This window comes from Streptomyces sp. NPDC005648 (assembly GCF_040605395.1).
Taxonomy (GTDB): Bacteria; Actinomycetota; Actinomycetes; order Streptomycetales; family Streptomycetaceae; genus Streptomyces.
The window spans coordinates 15,919-32,258 of the sequence record NZ_JBEXCS010000107.1 but is presented as its reverse complement, the minus strand read 5'-3'; the positions used below and the strand labels follow the sequence as shown (position 1 = coordinate 32,258).

General features: G+C 70.7%; 13 protein-coding genes. 8 read left to right on the top strand and 5 right to left on the bottom strand.

Going from position 1 to position 16,340, the window contains the following annotated elements; all coding sequences use genetic code 11:
- Positions 1 to 60: 60 nt before the first annotated feature.
- A complete protein-coding gene (locus tag ABZT17_RS38810) occupies positions 61 to 696 on the bottom strand; it encodes a hypothetical protein (protein ID WP_356356379.1) in 636 nt (211 codons plus the stop codon).
- 211 nt (positions 697 to 907) lie between these two features.
- Between ABZT17_RS38810 and ABZT17_RS38805 the strand changes: the two genes are divergently transcribed.
- Both ABZT17_RS38805 and ABZT17_RS38800 read left to right on the top strand, forming a co-directional pair.
- Entirely contained in the window at positions 908 to 2,212 is a 1,305-nt protein-coding gene (locus ABZT17_RS38805) for an aldolase/citrate lyase family protein (protein WP_356356377.1), read from the top strand.
- Between the two features lie 96 nt (positions 2,213 to 2,308).
- Positions 2,309 to 4,762 carry a protein kinase gene (locus ABZT17_RS38800; protein ID WP_356356375.1) on the top strand — a complete coding sequence of 818 codons (2,454 nt, stop codon included), beginning with the start codon at positions 2,309 to 2,311 and terminating at the stop codon, positions 4,760 to 4,762.
- Here ABZT17_RS38800 and ABZT17_RS38795 read toward each other — a convergent pair.
- Entirely contained in the window at positions 4,708 to 5,547 is an 840-nt protein-coding gene (locus ABZT17_RS38795) for a hypothetical protein (protein WP_356356387.1), read from the bottom strand. The genes ABZT17_RS38800 and ABZT17_RS38795 overlap by 55 nt on opposite strands.
- Before the next feature lie 16 nt (positions 5,548 to 5,563).
- Positions 5,564 to 6,613, bottom strand: coding sequence for a LacI family DNA-binding transcriptional regulator (locus ABZT17_RS38790; RefSeq protein ID WP_356356385.1), 1,050 nt, complete (start codon positions 6,611 to 6,613; stop codon positions 5,564 to 5,566).
- Positions 6,614 to 6,874: 261 nt separating this feature from the next.
- Between ABZT17_RS38790 and ABZT17_RS38785 the strand changes: the two genes are divergently transcribed.
- The gene (locus ABZT17_RS38785; protein WP_356356374.1) at positions 6,875 to 7,822 is read left to right on the top strand and encodes an ROK family protein; all 948 of its coding nucleotides are present in this window, start codon (positions 6,875 to 6,877) and stop codon (positions 7,820 to 7,822) included.
- 82 nt (positions 7,823 to 7,904) lie between these two features.
- On the opposite strand, the gene ABZT17_RS38780 is transcribed toward ABZT17_RS38785, so the two are convergent.
- Positions 7,905 to 9,947 (bottom strand): NPCBM/NEW2 domain-containing protein, encoded by a 2,043-nt coding sequence (locus tag ABZT17_RS38780; RefSeq protein WP_356356372.1) that lies wholly within the window; start codon positions 9,945 to 9,947, stop codon positions 7,905 to 7,907.
- 267 nt (positions 9,948 to 10,214) lie between these two features.
- Here ABZT17_RS38780 and ABZT17_RS38775 point away from each other — a divergent pair, with 267 nt between their 5' ends.
- From ABZT17_RS38775 to ABZT17_RS38755, 5 genes are all read left to right on the top strand, one after another.
- Positions 10,215 to 11,483, top strand: a complete 1,269-nt coding sequence (locus ABZT17_RS38775) for an ABC transporter substrate-binding protein (protein WP_356356370.1) — start codon at positions 10,215 to 10,217, stop codon at positions 11,481 to 11,483.
- A gap of 50 nt (positions 11,484 to 11,533) precedes the next feature.
- Complete coding sequence (locus ABZT17_RS38770; RefSeq protein ID WP_356356368.1) at positions 11,534 to 12,451, top strand: sugar ABC transporter permease; 918 nt, start codon at positions 11,534 to 11,536, stop codon at positions 12,449 to 12,451.
- On the top strand, positions 12,448 to 13,374 hold the full coding sequence (locus tag ABZT17_RS38765) for a carbohydrate ABC transporter permease (protein WP_356356366.1): 927 nt from the start codon (positions 12,448 to 12,450) through the stop codon (positions 13,372 to 13,374). The genes ABZT17_RS38770 and ABZT17_RS38765 overlap by 4 nt, the downstream gene beginning before the upstream one ends.
- 92 nt (positions 13,375 to 13,466) lie before the next feature.
- Positions 13,467 to 13,670, top strand: a complete 204-nt coding sequence (locus tag ABZT17_RS38760) for a hypothetical protein (protein ID WP_356356364.1) — start codon at positions 13,467 to 13,469, stop codon at positions 13,668 to 13,670.
- A gap of 136 nt (positions 13,671 to 13,806) precedes the next feature.
- On the top strand, positions 13,807 to 14,874 hold the full coding sequence (locus tag ABZT17_RS38755) for an NUDIX domain-containing protein (protein WP_356356362.1): 1,068 nt from the start codon (positions 13,807 to 13,809) through the stop codon (positions 14,872 to 14,874).
- 83 nt (positions 14,875 to 14,957) lie between these two features.
- On the opposite strand, the gene ABZT17_RS38750 is transcribed toward ABZT17_RS38755, so the two are convergent.
- Positions 14,958 to 16,331, bottom strand: a complete 1,374-nt coding sequence (locus ABZT17_RS38750) for a dipeptidase (RefSeq protein WP_356356360.1) — start codon at positions 16,329 to 16,331, stop codon at positions 14,958 to 14,960.
- Between the last annotated feature and the right edge of the window lie 9 nt (positions 16,332 to 16,340).

The following is a 16,340-nucleotide window of genomic DNA, read 5'->3' as shown; positions in this document are numbered from 1 at the left end:
CCGTGACCAAGTCGTACGACGCCTCCCCCGCCCCCTGCGGCAGCGTGTCCGTGGCGACGATCAAGTCGCTGGTCCCGGGCGCCAAGACGGCCGGGCGTACTGGCTCGCGTTGTCCAGATGGGTGTTGAGGACGTAGAACTCGCGTCCGAGGTCGTCGAGGTCGCGGAACCGGACCCAGGTGGCCGTACGCGGGGTGTCCCCGCCCCAGGTCTCCGAACCGAGCACGTCCGGGGTGTCCGAGAGGGCGAACGTGTCGTGCTGGACGGGGACCAGACGGCGGGTGTCGTAGAAGATCGCCGTGGACTCGTCGCCGCTGACGCGCTCACGGCCGGTGCCGATCCACGCGTAGTGCGGGGCGAGGGCGGACTGGATGTCGCGCAGCTGCTGGTAGAGGCCTTCCTGGGTGCCGAAGACGTCCGGGGCCGCCCGCCGCAGCAGACGGCCCGTCGCAGGGCGGCGGTCGGCCCAGCTGTTGGGTTCCTCGGTGCTGGCGTACCGCAGGTTGAAGGTCATCACCCGCAGGGGAGGCGTCTGGTGCCCCGTGAGCGGGGCGCGGAGCACCCGGGGTGCCTGTGTCGAGGCGGACGAGCCGGTCGGGGAGGAGATCGCGGCGGCGCTGGAGAGGGGCACGGTGACCATCGCGGCCAGCAAGGCCTTCAGGCCCAGACGACGGGTGACTCGGCGCTGATCGGGCACAGGGGCTCCTTCGGTCGCACGGGTCGGGCGAGTCGCGCGTGGGGGGAGTTGTGCGTCGAGCAGTGTGATACCCGGGTGTACGTGGTGCCCGAACATGCCCAGTTCGGGGCGCGGTCGGCCGTGGACACGGTGTTGACCAGCCCGACGGTGCGCGGATACCTTCATTCTACGGATTGTTGATTCCGTAGAGCGGAAAACCGGAGGGTATGGGATGGGTCAGGGCCAGCAGGAGAAGGTGTCTACGAGCCTCGCGGGCGCCGTCAGCGAGGAGATCAGCGCCTCCCTCGCCCCCGTCGACGCCGAGCTGGCGCGCCGCTACCCCGGCGACCCCGGCACCCGCCAGCCCGTCCACACCGTCTACGTGCCCGGTGACGCCTTCGCCGCCGACACCATTCGCTCCTGGGGCGACCGGGCTCTCTCGGCCCTCGACGAGCACGCCCCGGACGCCGCCTCCTTCGCCGCCGTTCTCGGCCTGTCCGACGAACTCGCCGAGCCCGTCCACGCGCGCGTGCGCGCCAAGTTGGAGCGCGAGCCGATCGAAGACCTGCGCGTCGACTTCGAGGACGGTTACGGCCCCCGCCCGGACGCCGAGGAGGACGCGACGGCGGCCCGGGCGGCCCGCCTGATCGCGCAGGCGTACGAGAACGGGACCGCGGCCCCGTACATGGGCATCCGCATGAAGTGCATGGAGGCGCCGGTACGCGACCGGGGCATTCGCACCCTCGACATCTTCCTCACCGGGCTGATGGAGGCCGGCGGGCTGCCCGACGGGCTGGTGCTGACCCTGCCCAAGGTGACGTACGCCGAACAGGTCACCGCCATGGTGCGGCTCCTCGAGGAGTTCGAGAAGGCGCGCGGCCTCGAACCCGGCCGGATCGGCTTCGAGATCCAGATCGAGACCAGCCAGTCCATCCTGGCCACCGACGGCACCGCCACCGTCGCCCGGATGATCCAGGCCGCCGAGGGCCGGGCCACCGGCCTCCACTACGGCACCTTCGACTACAGCGCCTGCCTCGGCGTCTCCGCCGCCTACCAGGCCAGCGACCACCCGGCCGCCGACCACGCCAAGGCGGTCATGCAGGTCGCGGCGGCGGGGACCGGGGTCAGGGTCTCGGACGGCTCCACCAACGTGCTGCCCGTCGGCCCGACCGCGAAGGTGCACGACGCCTGGCGGCTGCACTACGGCCTCACCCGCCGCGCCCTCTCCCGCGCCTACTACCAGGGCTGGGACATGCACCCCGGTCACATCCCCACCCGGTACGCGGCCGTCTTCGCCTTCTATCGCGAGGGCTTCGAGCAGGCGGCCGCCCGACTCGCCCGGTACGCCAACCGGACCGGCGGTGACGTCATGGACGAGCCCGCGACCGCCAAGGCCCTCAGCGGCTATCTGCTGCGCGGTCTGGACTGCGGCGCCCTCGACATCGCCGAGGTGGCCCGCCTGACCGGACTGACCCGGGCGGAGCTGGAGGGCTTCGCGTCGCCCCGGCGCGGCGATCTGACCGCGTCCGCCAAGTAGCGGGCCCGTCACAGGAGTCACCGTCGGCTGGCGTTGTCACCCCCGCCCCGTAATCTGTAGCGCACGCATTGACATGTCACAGGAACGGGGCGGGCAGTGACTTCGGGGGAGTCCTCAGGCGGGAACAACCAGGGCGACGGGACCGGTCGGCTGCTGGCGGGGCGCTATCGCGTCGTGGCCCAACTCGGGCGCGGCGGCATGGGCGTGGTCTGGAGAGCCGTCGACGAGGTGCTGGGCCGCGAGGTCGCCGTCAAGGAGCTGCGCACCTACAGCGACGCCGACGGCCCCGAACTCGCCGATCTGCGGCTGCGGATGCAGCGCGAGGCGCGGGCGGCGGCGCGGGTACGGCACCCCGGCGTCGTCGCCGTCCACGACGTGACCGAGGTCGACGGACGCCCGCTGATCGTCATGGAGCTGGTCGACGGACCCTCCCTGGACGCCGTTCTGCGCGAGCGCACCCTCGGCCCGCACGAGGCGGCCGGGATGGGCGCCCAGGTGATGGAGGCGCTGGCCGCCGCCCACCGGGCCGGCGTCCTGCACCGCGACGTGAAGCCCGGCAACATCCTGCTCGAACGGTCGGGGCGAGTCCTCCTCACGGACTTCGGCATCGCGGCCATGGAGGACCCGGGCGACGGCGCCGACACCCATCTGACCCGCAGCGGCGCCCTCGTGGGCTCCCTCGACTACCTGGCGCCCGAGCGCGCCCAGGGCGCCGACGCGAGCCCCGCGTCCGATGTCTGGGCCCTGGGCGCCACGCTGTACGCGGCCGTCGAGGGCACCTCGCCCTTCCGGCGTACGTCGACGTACTCCACGCTCACCGCGATCGTCACCGAACCCCTCACCGAGCCGGAGCACGCGGGACCGCTGGCCCCCGTTCTCCGACGTCTCCTCGACAAACGCCCCGAGACCCGCCCCGCGGCCGAACAGGCCCGCGCCCTGCTCCAGGCGGTGGCGGACGCGGGCGACACGGACACACCGACGACGACGCTGCGCGGTGGCGAAGCACCTCGGACGCAGCGCACCGGCCCGCCCCTCCCCACCGACTTCCTCCTCCCGAAGCCGGTCACCCCCGCCGAACGGGGTACGGCCCCGACAACTCCACAACTCAGCCCGGAGACACAGCAAGGGCAGCACCCCCATCCGGGCCAGGAAACCGGCCCGGGCGGGCAACAGGGCCAGGAGACCGGCCCGGGCGGGCGGCAGGCCCTGGCGGGCCAGGGTGCGGGCTCCGGCGGGCAGTGGGGCCAGGCCGGCCAGGGTGCGGGCTCCGGTGGGCAGCAGGGGCAGTCGGGGGCGCTGGGGCGGGAGACCGGCCCCGGCGGGCAACAGGGGCAGGCGGCACAGTGGGCAGTCGCCGGTGAGGCACCCAGCCAAGCGGCGCACGGCTCAGATTCCGGGCAGCCGACCACACCTCCGGGTCCCGGCTTCGGGCCCACGCAGAAGTCGGCGTCGGCGGCGCCCGGTTCCGGACCCGCTCAGACTCCAGAGTCGGGGGCGCCCGGCTTTGGATCCGGCCAGTCGACGGAGTCGGGGGTGCCCGGCTTCGGATCCGGCCAGTCGGCCGCACCCGGCTTCGGACCCACTCGGTCGGCGGAGTCGGGGGCGCCCGGTTCTGGACCCCCTCAGTCCGCGGAGTCGGCCGCACCCGGGTTCGGGCCCGGTCAGTCCGTAGGTCCGGTCGGACCCGGCTTCGGGAGTGCTCAGACCTCAGCCTCGGCCGCACCCGGCTTCGGGGGTGCTCAGACCTCAGCCTCGGCCGCGCCCGGCTTCGGACCGGCCGTCTCCCATGGTTCGGTGCCGGAACTCGCCTCGGCACCGACCGGGGCCATCTCCGCCTCCGCCTCCCCGCGCCGCAAGGGCCGTGTCCTGCTCGCCGCCGCGGCCGTCACCGTCGTCCTCGCCGCGGGGGGAGGCACCGCCGCTCTGCTGCACTCGGGGAACACGTCGGCCGACGCCGGCCCTTCCTCGACCCGTACGAGCGCCCAGGCCTCCGCGTCCGAGTCCGACCGGACCGACGCCGACCACTCCGGCGGCGCCAAGCCCACGGAACACGGAGACAAGAAGCCCCCGGCCCCGAAGGCGACGGCCGACGGCAAGGGCTCGGCCACACCCACCGACGGTGCCCCCACCTCAGCCCCGACGAAGTCCTCGGGCGGCGGCACCACGGGCGGTGGCGGGACCGGAGGGACGGGCGGGACGTCCGCGGGCGGCACCAACGGTGGCGGCAGCGGCGGTACGACGGGCGGTGGCAGCGAGACCAGCGCGGCCCCTGCCTGCACCTCCATAGGCGGCGGCAAGTACAACTGCACGGTCTGGCGCACCGCGAAGTCCTACACCGCCTCCGGCACCGAGGCCGGCATCCTGAACGCGGGCACCAACTACTTCTACTGCCAGCAGAACCTGGGCCGTCGCGAGACCTACGGCCAGTGGACCAACGTCTGGTGGGCGAGGACGGACGACGACAGCGGCAACACGAACGTCTACGTCAGCGACGTCTACATCCGCGGCGGCAACAACGACGAGCCGGTCCCCGGACTTCCGGTCTGCTGACCCCCGGTCCGCCGGTCCCCGGTCCGCCGGTCCCCGGTTCGCGGAACCTCCACGAACCTCTCCAGGCCGGACTCCGTCACCAGCTTCTCCTCGGCGAACACCCGGCTGCCCCGCTCGCACAGCCGCGAGTCCGCGCGGGCCCGGGCGCAGAACTCCTCGGGTGTCACGCCGAACAGCTCCCTCAACCGGGCCGATCCCACGAGGAGTTCGGTGATGAGCTGCCGCTGCCCCGGATGCCCGCGCGGCGCACCCGTGCCGTCGTGCAGCACGCCACGCCGGTTGACGTACACGTACGCGCCCGGCAGTCGCGTGCCGTCCTCCAGCTCGAACCGCACCTCGGGTGCCGGCAGCCAGGCGCGCCGGTAGTTGCCGTGCGGCAGCGGTACGCCCTCGCTGGCGTCGATCACCGCGAGCTGCTCGGCGTCGAGCCAGGTGAGGAACAACTCCCGCACGGCGTCCGGGGCTTCGAAGGGAGACGCGGACACATACCCGAGGCGGCTCACATGCGCGGAGACGCCCACGCCGACGCCGGTCACCCGGGCTCGCACCATCGGGACGGGCGAGCTGATCCCGGACTCGGCCATCTTGTGGCGCAGTTGGCCCGGGCAGGCGTTGGAGCCGACGGCCAGCACGGGGGTGCGGTCCTCGTGCACCAGACGGTCGAGGGGGAGCAGCAGGTCGCCGTCGAGCAGCGCGGACCCGGCCGGCCATTCGCCCGGATAGAGCAGCGGATGGTCGCGCGGTGCCTCGGCGAGGCCCAGTGCTTCGAGCGTACGGTCCTCCAGGTACTCCACGAGCCGCTCAGTCCGCCGGCGGCAGCTCGCCCGACCCCCGGGTGATCAGCCGGGTCGGCAGTTCGATGCGCTCCGGGGTGATCAGGTCGCCGTCCAGCTGGCGGAAGAGCCGCTCCGCCGCGGTACGGCCGATCGCGGCCGCGTCCTGTGCCACCACCGTAACCCCCGGCTGAAGCAGATCCGCGAGCTCGAAGTCGTCGAAGCCGACGACGGCGGTACGGCGGCTCTGCTCGGCGAGGACGCGGACCACGGTGACGGTCACCCGGTTGTTGCCCGCGAAGACGGCCGTGACGGGCCGGGGACCGGCGAGCATGTCCTCTGCGGCGCGGCGCACCCGCTGCGGGTCGGTGACGCCCAGCGACATCCAGGAGTCCTCTACCGGTATGCCGGCGTCCTCCATGGCGGCGCGATAGCCGCGCAGTCGCTCGGCGGCCGTGTGGATGCGGGGCATGTCGCCGATGAAGCCGATCCGCCGGTGGCCGTGGGCGATCAGATGGGCGACGCCGTCGCGGGCGCCGCCGTAGTTGTCCGACAGGACCACGTCGGCGTCGATCTGACCGGCGGGACGGTCCACGAACACGGTGGCGACGCCCGCCTTGATCTCCGGTTCCAGATAGCGGTGGTCGTCACCGGCCGGGATCACCACCAGGCCGTCCACCCGCCGGGCGCACAGCGCGAGCGCCAACTCCTGCTCGCGCTCCGGGTCCTCGGCGCTGGAGCCGTTGATCAGCAGGGCGCCGTGCGCGCGGGCCACCTCCTCGACCGCGCGGCTGAGGGGGCCGTAGAACGGGTCCGCGAGGTCCTCCAGGACCAGGCCGATGCTGGCGGTGCGGCCCTTGCGCAGGACGCGGGCGCTGTCGTTGCGGCGGAAGCCGAGCGCGTCGATGGCCTCCTGGACGCGGCGCTCCGTCTCCGGGGTGACTCCGGGTTCGCCGTTGACCACACGGGAGACGGTCTTCAGGCCGACTCCGGCGCGCGCGGCGACGTCCTTCATGGTCGGACGATTGCCGTAACGAGCTGCGGTGAGGCGGTCTGTGCGGCGGGCGGTCTCGGGCACGATGCGCTTGTCCTGTCCTGTCTCGGCCACGGGTCTTGGCGACTCTTGTCCATGGGGATGCGTCGGACCATGAGCTTGTATGAGGATGTGGCGTTGAGCATAGAGCCTGGACAACGTTGTCATATGCGCGAGAGACTGTCCATCGCAATCTCCGGCCTGCGCCCCCACCGCGAGACCGGCCCGCCTTTCTCCGTGGTTGAAGGGGGAACATTCCCCCTGGCCGACGGGGATCCGATGGTTTGACCGGGAGATCCGACACTGATGCACACCGACCTCGTGGCCGCGCTCGACATCGGCGGCACCAAGATCGCCGGAGCGCTGGTGGACGGCCATGGCGAGATCCTGGTGCGCGCGCAGCGCACGACGCCCGCTCAGGAGGACGGCGACACCGTGATGGGTGCCGTGGAGGAGGTCGTCGGCGAGCTGACGGCCTCGCCCCTGTGGGCGGGCGCCACGGCCCTCGGCATCGGCAGCGCCGGCCCCGTGGACGCCTCCGCGGGCACCGTGAGTCCGGTGAACGTGCCGGGCTGGCGCGACTACCCGCTCGTGGCGCGGGTCAGGGACGCGGCCGGCGGGCTGCCCGTCGAGCTGATCGGCGACGGCGTCGCGATCACGGCGGCCGAGCACTGGCAGGGCGCCGCGCGCGGTCATGACAACGCGCTGTGCATGGTGGTCTCCACGGGCGTCGGCGGCGGCCTGGTCCTCAACGGCCAGCTGCACCCCGGCCCCACCGGCAACGCAGGCCACATCGGCCACATCAGCGTCGATCTGGACGGCGACCCGTGCCCGTGCGGTTCGCGCGGCTGTGTGGAGCGCATCGCGAGCGGGCCCAACATCGCCCGCCGCGCGCTGGAGAACGGCTGGCTGCCCGGCCCCGACGGCGACACCTCCGGGGCCGCGGTGGCCGCCGCCGCCCGCGCGGGGGACCCCGTCGCCGTGGCCTCGTTCGAACGGGCCGCCCAGGCGCTGGCCGCCGGTATCGCGGCCACCGCGACCCTCGTCGAGATCGACATCGCGGTCATCGGCGGGGGAGTGGGCAAGGCGGGCGACGTCCTGTTCACGCCGCTGCGCAAGGCGTTGGGCGACTACGCGACCCTCTCCTTCGTGCGGCGCCTGGAGATCACGCCCGCCCAGATGGGCACGGACGCCGGACTGGTGGGGGCGGCCGCGGCCGCGCTCGCCAAGCGGGCGGACACGGCCGTGGTCTGACGGAGCCCGACAGAAGGAACGTTCAACCGGCCGCCGGGCCCGGATCGGGTTCCGCGATCCGGGCTCGGCGGCTCGTCGGGGTTCAGCAGCTCAACTGTGCGTTCCCCCAGTCCGCGTGGTCGGAGTCGATGCCGTCCCCGCCGTCGGTGACCACGAGACGGACCACCTGGGCGCCCGTCACGTCCGCGCTGACGCTCTGGGCCGGCATCGCGTTGGTCAGCACCCCCGTCGAGGCGACCTCCCTGCCGTCGGCCCAGATCGCGAAGGCGACGGTGCCCTTGGTGCCCTTCTCGTCGTCGACACCGACGTCCGCGGTGACCGTCGTACAGGCCCGGCCGGTGTAGTACTCCACGGCGCTCTCCGCGTGCACGCCGAGGCCCTTGGCGTACACCACCCCGCCGATGGTGAGGGGATGGCCGTCGCCGGCCGCGCTCTCGCCGTTGCTGGTGTTCCGCTCGACGGGGCCGTAGCCGTTGGTGGCCGACAGCCAGGGCAGATCCCCGAGCCCGGAGGTGCCGGAGGGCGGCGGTGCCACGACGGACGCGGTGAGCGGCAGCACGCTGTCGACACGGACGCCGGTGGGGGAGCGGTGACTCGCCTTGAGCGTCAGGTCGTACGACCCTGTCGGCGTCCCGGCCGGTGCGGTGACCGACCACCCGGTGCGCAGGGACCGGCCGGTCGGCAGGAGGGCGGAGGTGGTTCGTGAGGTCGCCTTCACCGTCCAGCCCTCGGGTGCCGTGAGGTGCGCCGAGACACGCAGGGCGGGTGTGCGGCCCAGGTCGGTGACCACGGAGGTCAGTGCGGCCGGCTTGCCCGCCTCGACCAATGGGCTGCCGTCCAGGCCGAGTTCGACGGCCGGCGGATGCGCGGCCCACCGGCGGTCGGCGGAGACCCGGACCAGAACCGTGCCGTGGGCGGGCACGGTCGCCGAGATGGTGCCCGCGGTGTTGTAGCTCCGGTGCTGCCACAGGTCGCGCAGGGTGTAGGCGGGGGCGTGGGGCAGGCCGACGGCCTCGGCGTCGGTGGAGATGTGCTGGGCGGTGCCGGTCTCGTTGAAGAGGGCCACCGCTCGGCTGCCGTCCGTCATCTCCTTGGCGACGACCCAGCGGCCGCCGTCGGAGGAGACGACCGTGCCCTGCTTGCCCAGTGGGTCCTGGTCGACGGCGATGACCTCCTTGTTGTCGAGGACGTCGAAGGTCGCCTGGGAGGCCTTGCGCAGGTCGGAGCCGATGAGCAGTGGGGCGGCCATGACCGACCACATCGAGAAGTGGGAGCGGTACTCGGTGTCGGTCATACCGCCGTTGCCGACCTCCAGCATGTCGGGGTCGTTCCAGTGGCCGGGTCCGGCGTACGGGGCGAGGGGCAGGTTCTTCTTCAGAATGCCCAGCATCGAGCCCCAGTTGTCACTGATGTCACCGGTGGTACGCCACAGATGGCCCACGTCCGCGGCCCATTCCCAGGGATTGTTCTGGCCCCATTCGCAGATGCTGTACACGATGGGACGGCCGGTCGCCCTGAGGGCGTCGCGCATGGTCGTGTAACGCGACTTGGCGTCTACACCTTGGTTGTTGCAGTTGTCGTACTTGAGATAGTCGACGCCCCAGTCGGCGAACTGCCGGGCGTCGCTGTACTCGTGACCGAGCGCGCCCGGAAAGCCCGCGCTGTTGCAGGTCTTGGTGCCGGCGCTGGTGTAGACGCCGAGCTTGAGGCCCTTGGAGTGCACATAGTCGGCGACGGCCTTGATCCCGTTCGGGAAACGGACCGGATCGGGGACGAGTTTCCCGTCCGCGTCCCGGTTCGGCAGGGCCCAGCAGTCGTCCAGGTTGACGTACTGGTAGCCCGCGTCCTTGAGGCCTTTCTCGACGAACAGGTCGGCGATTCCCTTGACCATCGACTCGTTGAACTCGGCACGGCAGTGGGTGGAGTTCCAGTTGTTGAAACCCATGGGAGGGGTGAGGGCGAGTCCGTCGGCCAGGGCCGGCGCGGTGGTCCCGGCGGTGGTCCCGGCGGTGGGGGCGGCCAGGGCCGGCACGGCGAGTCCGGCCGCGCACAGCAGCCCCGCGGTGAGCGCTCCGGCCACTCTTCGGCGGGTCGTGTGGGGGGTGTGGGGGTGAAGGCGACGCATCGTTACGTTCCTCCGAGCACGCGAAAGGTTGGATGACGTCATGTCCTCGTCACCCGTGTGCGTTTACGGTAGGACGTGTCTGACTGTGGTGGAAGGGAGGAGGTAACAGTTGTTCGATATCCCGTCAGAACCCTTGACGCTGAGGCTACATGGGGGTGAGATCCAAGCCACGCGTTCGGTTGTGTGGGGTGGCACCCTCGGGAGGGACCCATGGCACAGTCCTCGTTCAATCAGTTGGCCCAGTCCAAGGGTAGGGCAGGTCATCCGATGTCCCGGCGAAGTCTCTTACGGGGTGCGGCCCTTGGCGCCGGCGCGGTCACGCTGCCCGCGCTGCTGTCGGCGTGCGGCAGCGGGCCCGGCGGCGACAAGAAGGAGGTGACCGTCGGCTCCAACGCCTCGGACCCCGTGCCGAAGACGGCGTACGCGGCGGCCTTCCGGGCGTACGAGAAGAAGACCGGGAAGAAGGTGAAGGTCAACACCAAGGACCACAACGACTTCCAGGAGAACATCAACCGCTATCTGCAGGGCACACCCGACGACGTCTTCATGTGGTTCGCCGGCTACCGTATGCAGTACTTCGCGGAAAAGGGACTGCTGACGGACATCAGCGACGTCTGGAGCACCTATTCGGGATTCTCCGACGCGCTCAAGGCGCAGTCCACGCACGACAGCAAACAGTACTTCGTGCCGTACTACTACTATCCGTGGGCGGTATTCCACCGCAAGAGCCTGTTCCAGCAGAAGGGCTATCAACAGCCCACCAAATGGGACGACTTCATCGCCCTCGCGAAGCAGATGCAGAAGGACGGAAATCCGGTCGCTTTCTGCGACAAGGACGGCTGGCCCGCGATGGGCACCTTCGACTACATCAATCTGCGGCTGAACGGCTACGACTTCCACAAGTCCCTGATGGCGGGCGAGGAATCGTGGACCGACACCAAGGTGAAGAACGTGTTCGACACCTGGCGTGAACTCATGCCCTATTACCAGAAGGGCGCGCTCGGCCGGACCTGGGAGGAGGCCGGGCAGAGCCTGCAGCAGCGAAAGACCGGTATGGCGGTGTTCGGGATGCCGCATCCCGGCACCCAGTTCCCGGCGAACGAGCGGGACGACATCGACTTCTTCGCCTTCCCGGAGATCGACCCGCAGTGGGGCCAGGACGCGGTGGAGGCACCCATCGACGGCTTCCTCGTGGCCAAGAAGTCCAGGAACGTCACCGGCGCGAAAGACCTGCTCAAGTGGCTGGGCAAGCCCGAGGCCGAGAACACCTATCTGAAGTACGACCCCAACAACGTGGCCGTCAACTCGGGCGCGGACACCTCCGGCTACAGCGCCCTGCAGAAGAAATCCGCCGGTCTGGTCTCGAGCGCCAAGCAGATCTCGCAGTTCCTCGACCGCGACACCCGGCCCGACTTCGCCTCGACCGTGATGATCCAGTCCATCCAGGACTTCATCGGCAATCCGAAGGACGTCGACGGACTGTGCAACAGCATCGAGCGGCAGAAGAAGACCATCTTCTCGCAGCCCGTCGGCTGAGCAGGCTCCGCCGGTCACCGGGTTGCGTCGATCACTGGGGGAAATCTTCCGTGGCGTTCACCTTTCCACGGCGCGCGGGACGACGGCGGCGCCTGAGGCGGTTCACCCGCCGTGACGCCGTCGTCCTCGGCGTGCTGCTCGGCATACCGATCCTGCTCGACATCGCCATCGTCTGGGGGCCGACGCTCGCCTCGATCGGCCTGTCCTTCACCGCCTGGGACGGTATCGGCTCCATCCACTGGGTCGGCCTGGACAACTACCGGAACCTCGCCGACAACTACCCGCCGTTCTGGCCTGCCGTCCGCCACAACGTCCTGTGGCTGCTCTTCCTCGGCCTGATCGCCACGCCCTTCGGCCTGTTTCTGGCCGTCCTCATCGACCGCGGCGTCCGCTTCAGCCGCTTCTACCAGTCCGTCCTCTACATGCCGGTCGTGCTCTCGCTCGCCATCGTCGGCTTCATCGCCCAGCTGATCCTCGGCACCGACCAGGGTGTGATCAACACGATCCTGAACAACCACGACGACCCGATCGACTGGCTGGGCGACTCCCATCTCAACCTCTGGATGATCATGATCGCGGCCGGCTGGCGGCACGTCGGCTACGTCATGATCCTCTATCTCGCCGGCCTCAAGGCCGTGGACCCCCAGCTCAAGGAGGCCGCCGCGATCGACGGCGCGAACGAGCGCCAGACCTTCTTCCGCGTGGTCCTGCCGACCCTGCGGCCGGTCAACGTCATCGTCGGCGTCATCACCGTGATCGAGGCGCTACGGGCCTTCGACATCGTCTACGCCGTCAACAAGGGCCGCAACGGCCTGGAACTTCTCTCCGTCCTGATCACCGAGAACATCATCGGCGAGGCCAGCCGGATCGGCTTCGGCTCGGCCATCGCCGTCGTCCTGCTCGTCGTGTCGCTGGGATTCATCGTGACGTTCCTGGTCCAAGAGCTGCGAGGTGCGCGCGAGCGATGACCGCAGACATCCGCACCACCGCACCGGTGCGCCGCCCGGCCACCCCCGCCGCACCGGCCGCGAAGTCATCGCGCCGACGCGGCCGCTGGGGCGTCCACCTCTTCCTCTCGGCGGTGTCCCTCGCCTTCCTCGCCCCGCTGCTGCTCGCCGTCTACGCCAGTCTGCGGCCGTACGAGGACACGGCGCAGCACGGCTATCTCTCCTGGCCGAAGCATCTGTCCCTCGACTACTACCGCCGGGCCTACACCGAGTCCGGCATGGGCAAGTACTTCACCAACACCCTGATGATCGCGGTCCCGGCGGTCGTCGTCACGCTCTTCCTGGCGTCGTTCGTGGCCTTCGCGGTGTCGCGACTCAAACTGCGCGGCGGGATCGTCCTGTTGATGTTCTTCACCGCGGGCAACCTGCTGCCGCAACAGGTGATCGTGACGCCCCTCTACGTCCTCTTCAACAAGATCCCGCTGCCGTGGTGGATGTCCGACTCGTTGACCATGTACGACTCCTACTGGGCCGTCATCGTCGTCAACGTCGGCTTCCAGACGGGGTTCTGCGTCTTCGTCCTCGCCAATTTCATGCGGACGCTGCCCCAGGAGATCCTGGAGGCGGCGGTCGTCGACGGCGCGGGCGTGTGGACCCAGTTCTGGCGCATCACCCTGCCCCTGTGCCGCCCCGCCCTGGCCGCCCTGGCCACCCTGGAGTTCACCTGGATCTACAACGACTTCCTCTGGGCCCTCATCTTCATCTCCAACCCCGACAAGCTCCCCATCACCTCCTCGCTCAACAACCTGCGCGGCCAGTTCTTCACCGACTACAACCTCCTGGCCGCGGGCTCGGTCCTGGTCGCCCTGCCGACGATCCTGGTCTTCCTGCTCCTCCAGCGGCACTTCATCGCGGGGCTGACCCTGGGGTCGACGAAGGGGTGAGGGGGCGGCCGGCCGGCGTGGACGGGCCCGCCGGTCGAGCCCATGTCCGGGAGAGGCGTGACCCCGGCCCGGGTCCCGCAGTTGAGCCGGGCATGAAGAAGCGCAGCATGATGGCCATCGCCTCCCTCGCCACCGGGTTCGTCGTCGCGGCGATCAGTCCCACCCACACCGGTGACCACCAGGTACTGGGTGATCACCAGACCCTCGGCGACCTGAGCGTCGACGGCACCGTGGCCACGGTCGCCGACACCGTCGGCAGGGACAGCCTCGCCGACGCCGACAAGGCCCTCGGATAGGACCCCTGTCCCACGGCGCCGGTGCCCCTGCGACAAGGGGCGCCGGCGCCGCCGTATGTGCGCCCTCAACTGGGGCTGGTTTCCGTGGCAGGGTGTTGCGGGCAAGCCTCAGGGGGCCAACAGAAGAGGGGGAACCGTGACCGTCGTTTGGATCAACGGCGCGTTCGGTGCGGGAAAGACCACCACCGCACGGGAACTGATCGACCTGATCCCGAACAGCACGCTCTTCGACCCCGAGGTGATCGGCGCGGCACTGCCATACCTGCTGCCGGCCAAGCACCTCGCGGAGGTCGGCGACTACCAGGACCTGCCCATCTGGCGGCGCCTGGTGATCGACACGGCCGCCGCCATGCTCGCCGAGCTCGGCGGGACCCTGGTGATCCCCATGACCCTGCTGCGTCAGGAGTACCGCGACGAGATCTTCGGCGGCCTCGCCGCGCGCCGCATCGGCGTCCGGCATGTCCTCCTCGCCCCGGCGGAAACGATCCTGCGTGAGCGAATAGCCGCGCGGGACCTCCCGCCGGACCTCCCGGACGGAGAGATACGGATACGGCAGTGGTCGTACGACCATATCGAGCCGTACCGCAGCGCCCTCGCCTCCTGGCTCACAACCGACGCCCACCCCGTCGACACCAGCTCCCTCACCCCCTACGAGACCGCGGTCCGGGTCGCCGAAGCCGTCGGCAGTGGCGAAGTACCGGTCTGCGACATCGTGCAGACGCCCGAGCCGACCGCCGAGACGCTCGCCGCGGGTGTCCTCCTCTTCGACGAACAGGACCGGGTCCTGCTGGTCGACCCCACCTACAAGGCCGGCTGGGAGTTCCCCGGCGGGGTCGTCGAACCCGGTGAGGCGCCCGCCCGCGCCGGTATGCGCGAGGTCGCCGAGGAGACCGGCGTCCACCTCGCCGACGTACCCCGCCTCCTGGTCATCGACTGGGAGGCCCCCGCACCCCCCGCCTACGGCGGTCTGCGCCTCCTCTTCGACGGCGGGCGCCTCGACTCCGAGGAGGCGGGCCGGCTGCTGCTACCCGGCCCCGAGCTGCGCGAATGGCGCTTCGTCAGCGAGGAGGAGGCCGTCCATCTCCTTCCACCGGTCCGCTACGAGCGTCTGCGCTGGGCGCTGCGTGCCCGGGAGCGGGGCGCCGCGCTGTACCTGGAGGCAGGGGTTCCCACTCCGTCACCCGTCGCCGAAACCGCCGGCTGAAGTCGTCCATCACGACGGCCGCCCCCGCATGCCGCACGACCAACTCGGCCACGGCCTCCGGAGGCCGTACAGCTCGGGTTCGGTCAGTTTGTCGCGTAGTTGTGGAGGAACAGGGCTTCCGTCACTGAGAGGCGCTCCAGTTCCTGGGGGGACACGCTTTCGTTGACCGCGTGGATCTGGGCCTCCGGCTCGCTCAGGCCGATCAGCAGGATCTCCGCCTGCGGGTAGAGGGAGGCGAGGGTGTTGCAGAGCGGGATGGAGCCGCCCTGGCCAGCGTACTGCATCTCCTGGCCGGGGTAGGCGACCGACATGGCCTCTGACATGGCCGCGTACGCCGGGCTGGTCGTGTCGGCGCTGAAGGGCTGGCCCTGGCCGACCTGCTCGATGTGGATCCGGGCGCCCCACGGCGTGTGCGCCTCGATATGGGCCTGGAGCAGCTTGGTCGCCTCGGCCGCGTCCACGCCCGGCGGCACCCGCAGGCTGACCAGGGCGCGGGCGCCGGCCTGCACGGACGGGGTGGCGCCGACGACCGGCGGGCAGTCGATGCCGAGCACGGTCACCGCGGGCCGCGCCCAGATACGGTCGGCGACCGTGCCCGAGCCGATCAGCCGTACGCCGTCCAGGACCTTGGCGTCGGCGCGGAACTGTTCCTCCTCGTACGCCAGACCCTCCCACTCGTCGTCGGACGCCAGCCCGTCGACCGTCGTGGAGCCGTCCTCCGCGCGCAGTGAGTCGAGTACGCGGATCAGCGCGGCCAGCGCGTCCGGGGCGGCGCCGCCGAACTGACCGGAGTGCAGGTTGCCTTCGAGGGTGTCGACCTGGACACGCAGGAGGGTCATACCGCGCAGCGTGGAGGTGACCGTCGGCAGGCCGACGCGGAAGTTGCCCGCGTCGCCGATGACGATGGTGTCGGCGGCGAGCAGATCGGGGTGGTCCTCCGCGTACCGCTCCAGACCGCCCGTGCCCATCTCCTCCGAGCCCTCGGCGATCACCTTGATGTGCACCGGCACTCCGCCGTTCGCCTTCAGCGCGCGCAGGGCGAGCAGGTGCATGATCACGCCGCCCTTGCAGTCGGCGGCCCCCCGCCCGTACCAGCGGCCGTCGCGCTCGGTCAGCTCGAACGGCGGGGTGGTCCAGCCGGCCTCGTCGAGCGGCGGCTGCACGTCGTAGTGGGCGTAGAGAAGGACCGTCTTCGCGCCCTCGGGGCCGGGCAGGAAGCCGTAGACGGACTGGGTGCCGTCGGGGGTGTCGAGCAGGGCCACGTCCTGGAAACCCTCCGCGCGCAGCGCGGCGGCGACCCAGTTCGCGGCGCCCTCGCTCTCGCTCTTCGGGAACTGGTCGAAGTCCGCCACCGACTTGAAGGCCACCAGCTCGGCGAGCTCGGCCCTCGCCCTCGGCATCAGCGAGGCGACGGTCTGGGCGACCGGGTTCGTCTCGGCGACCGGAATCGACGACATGGGCACGCT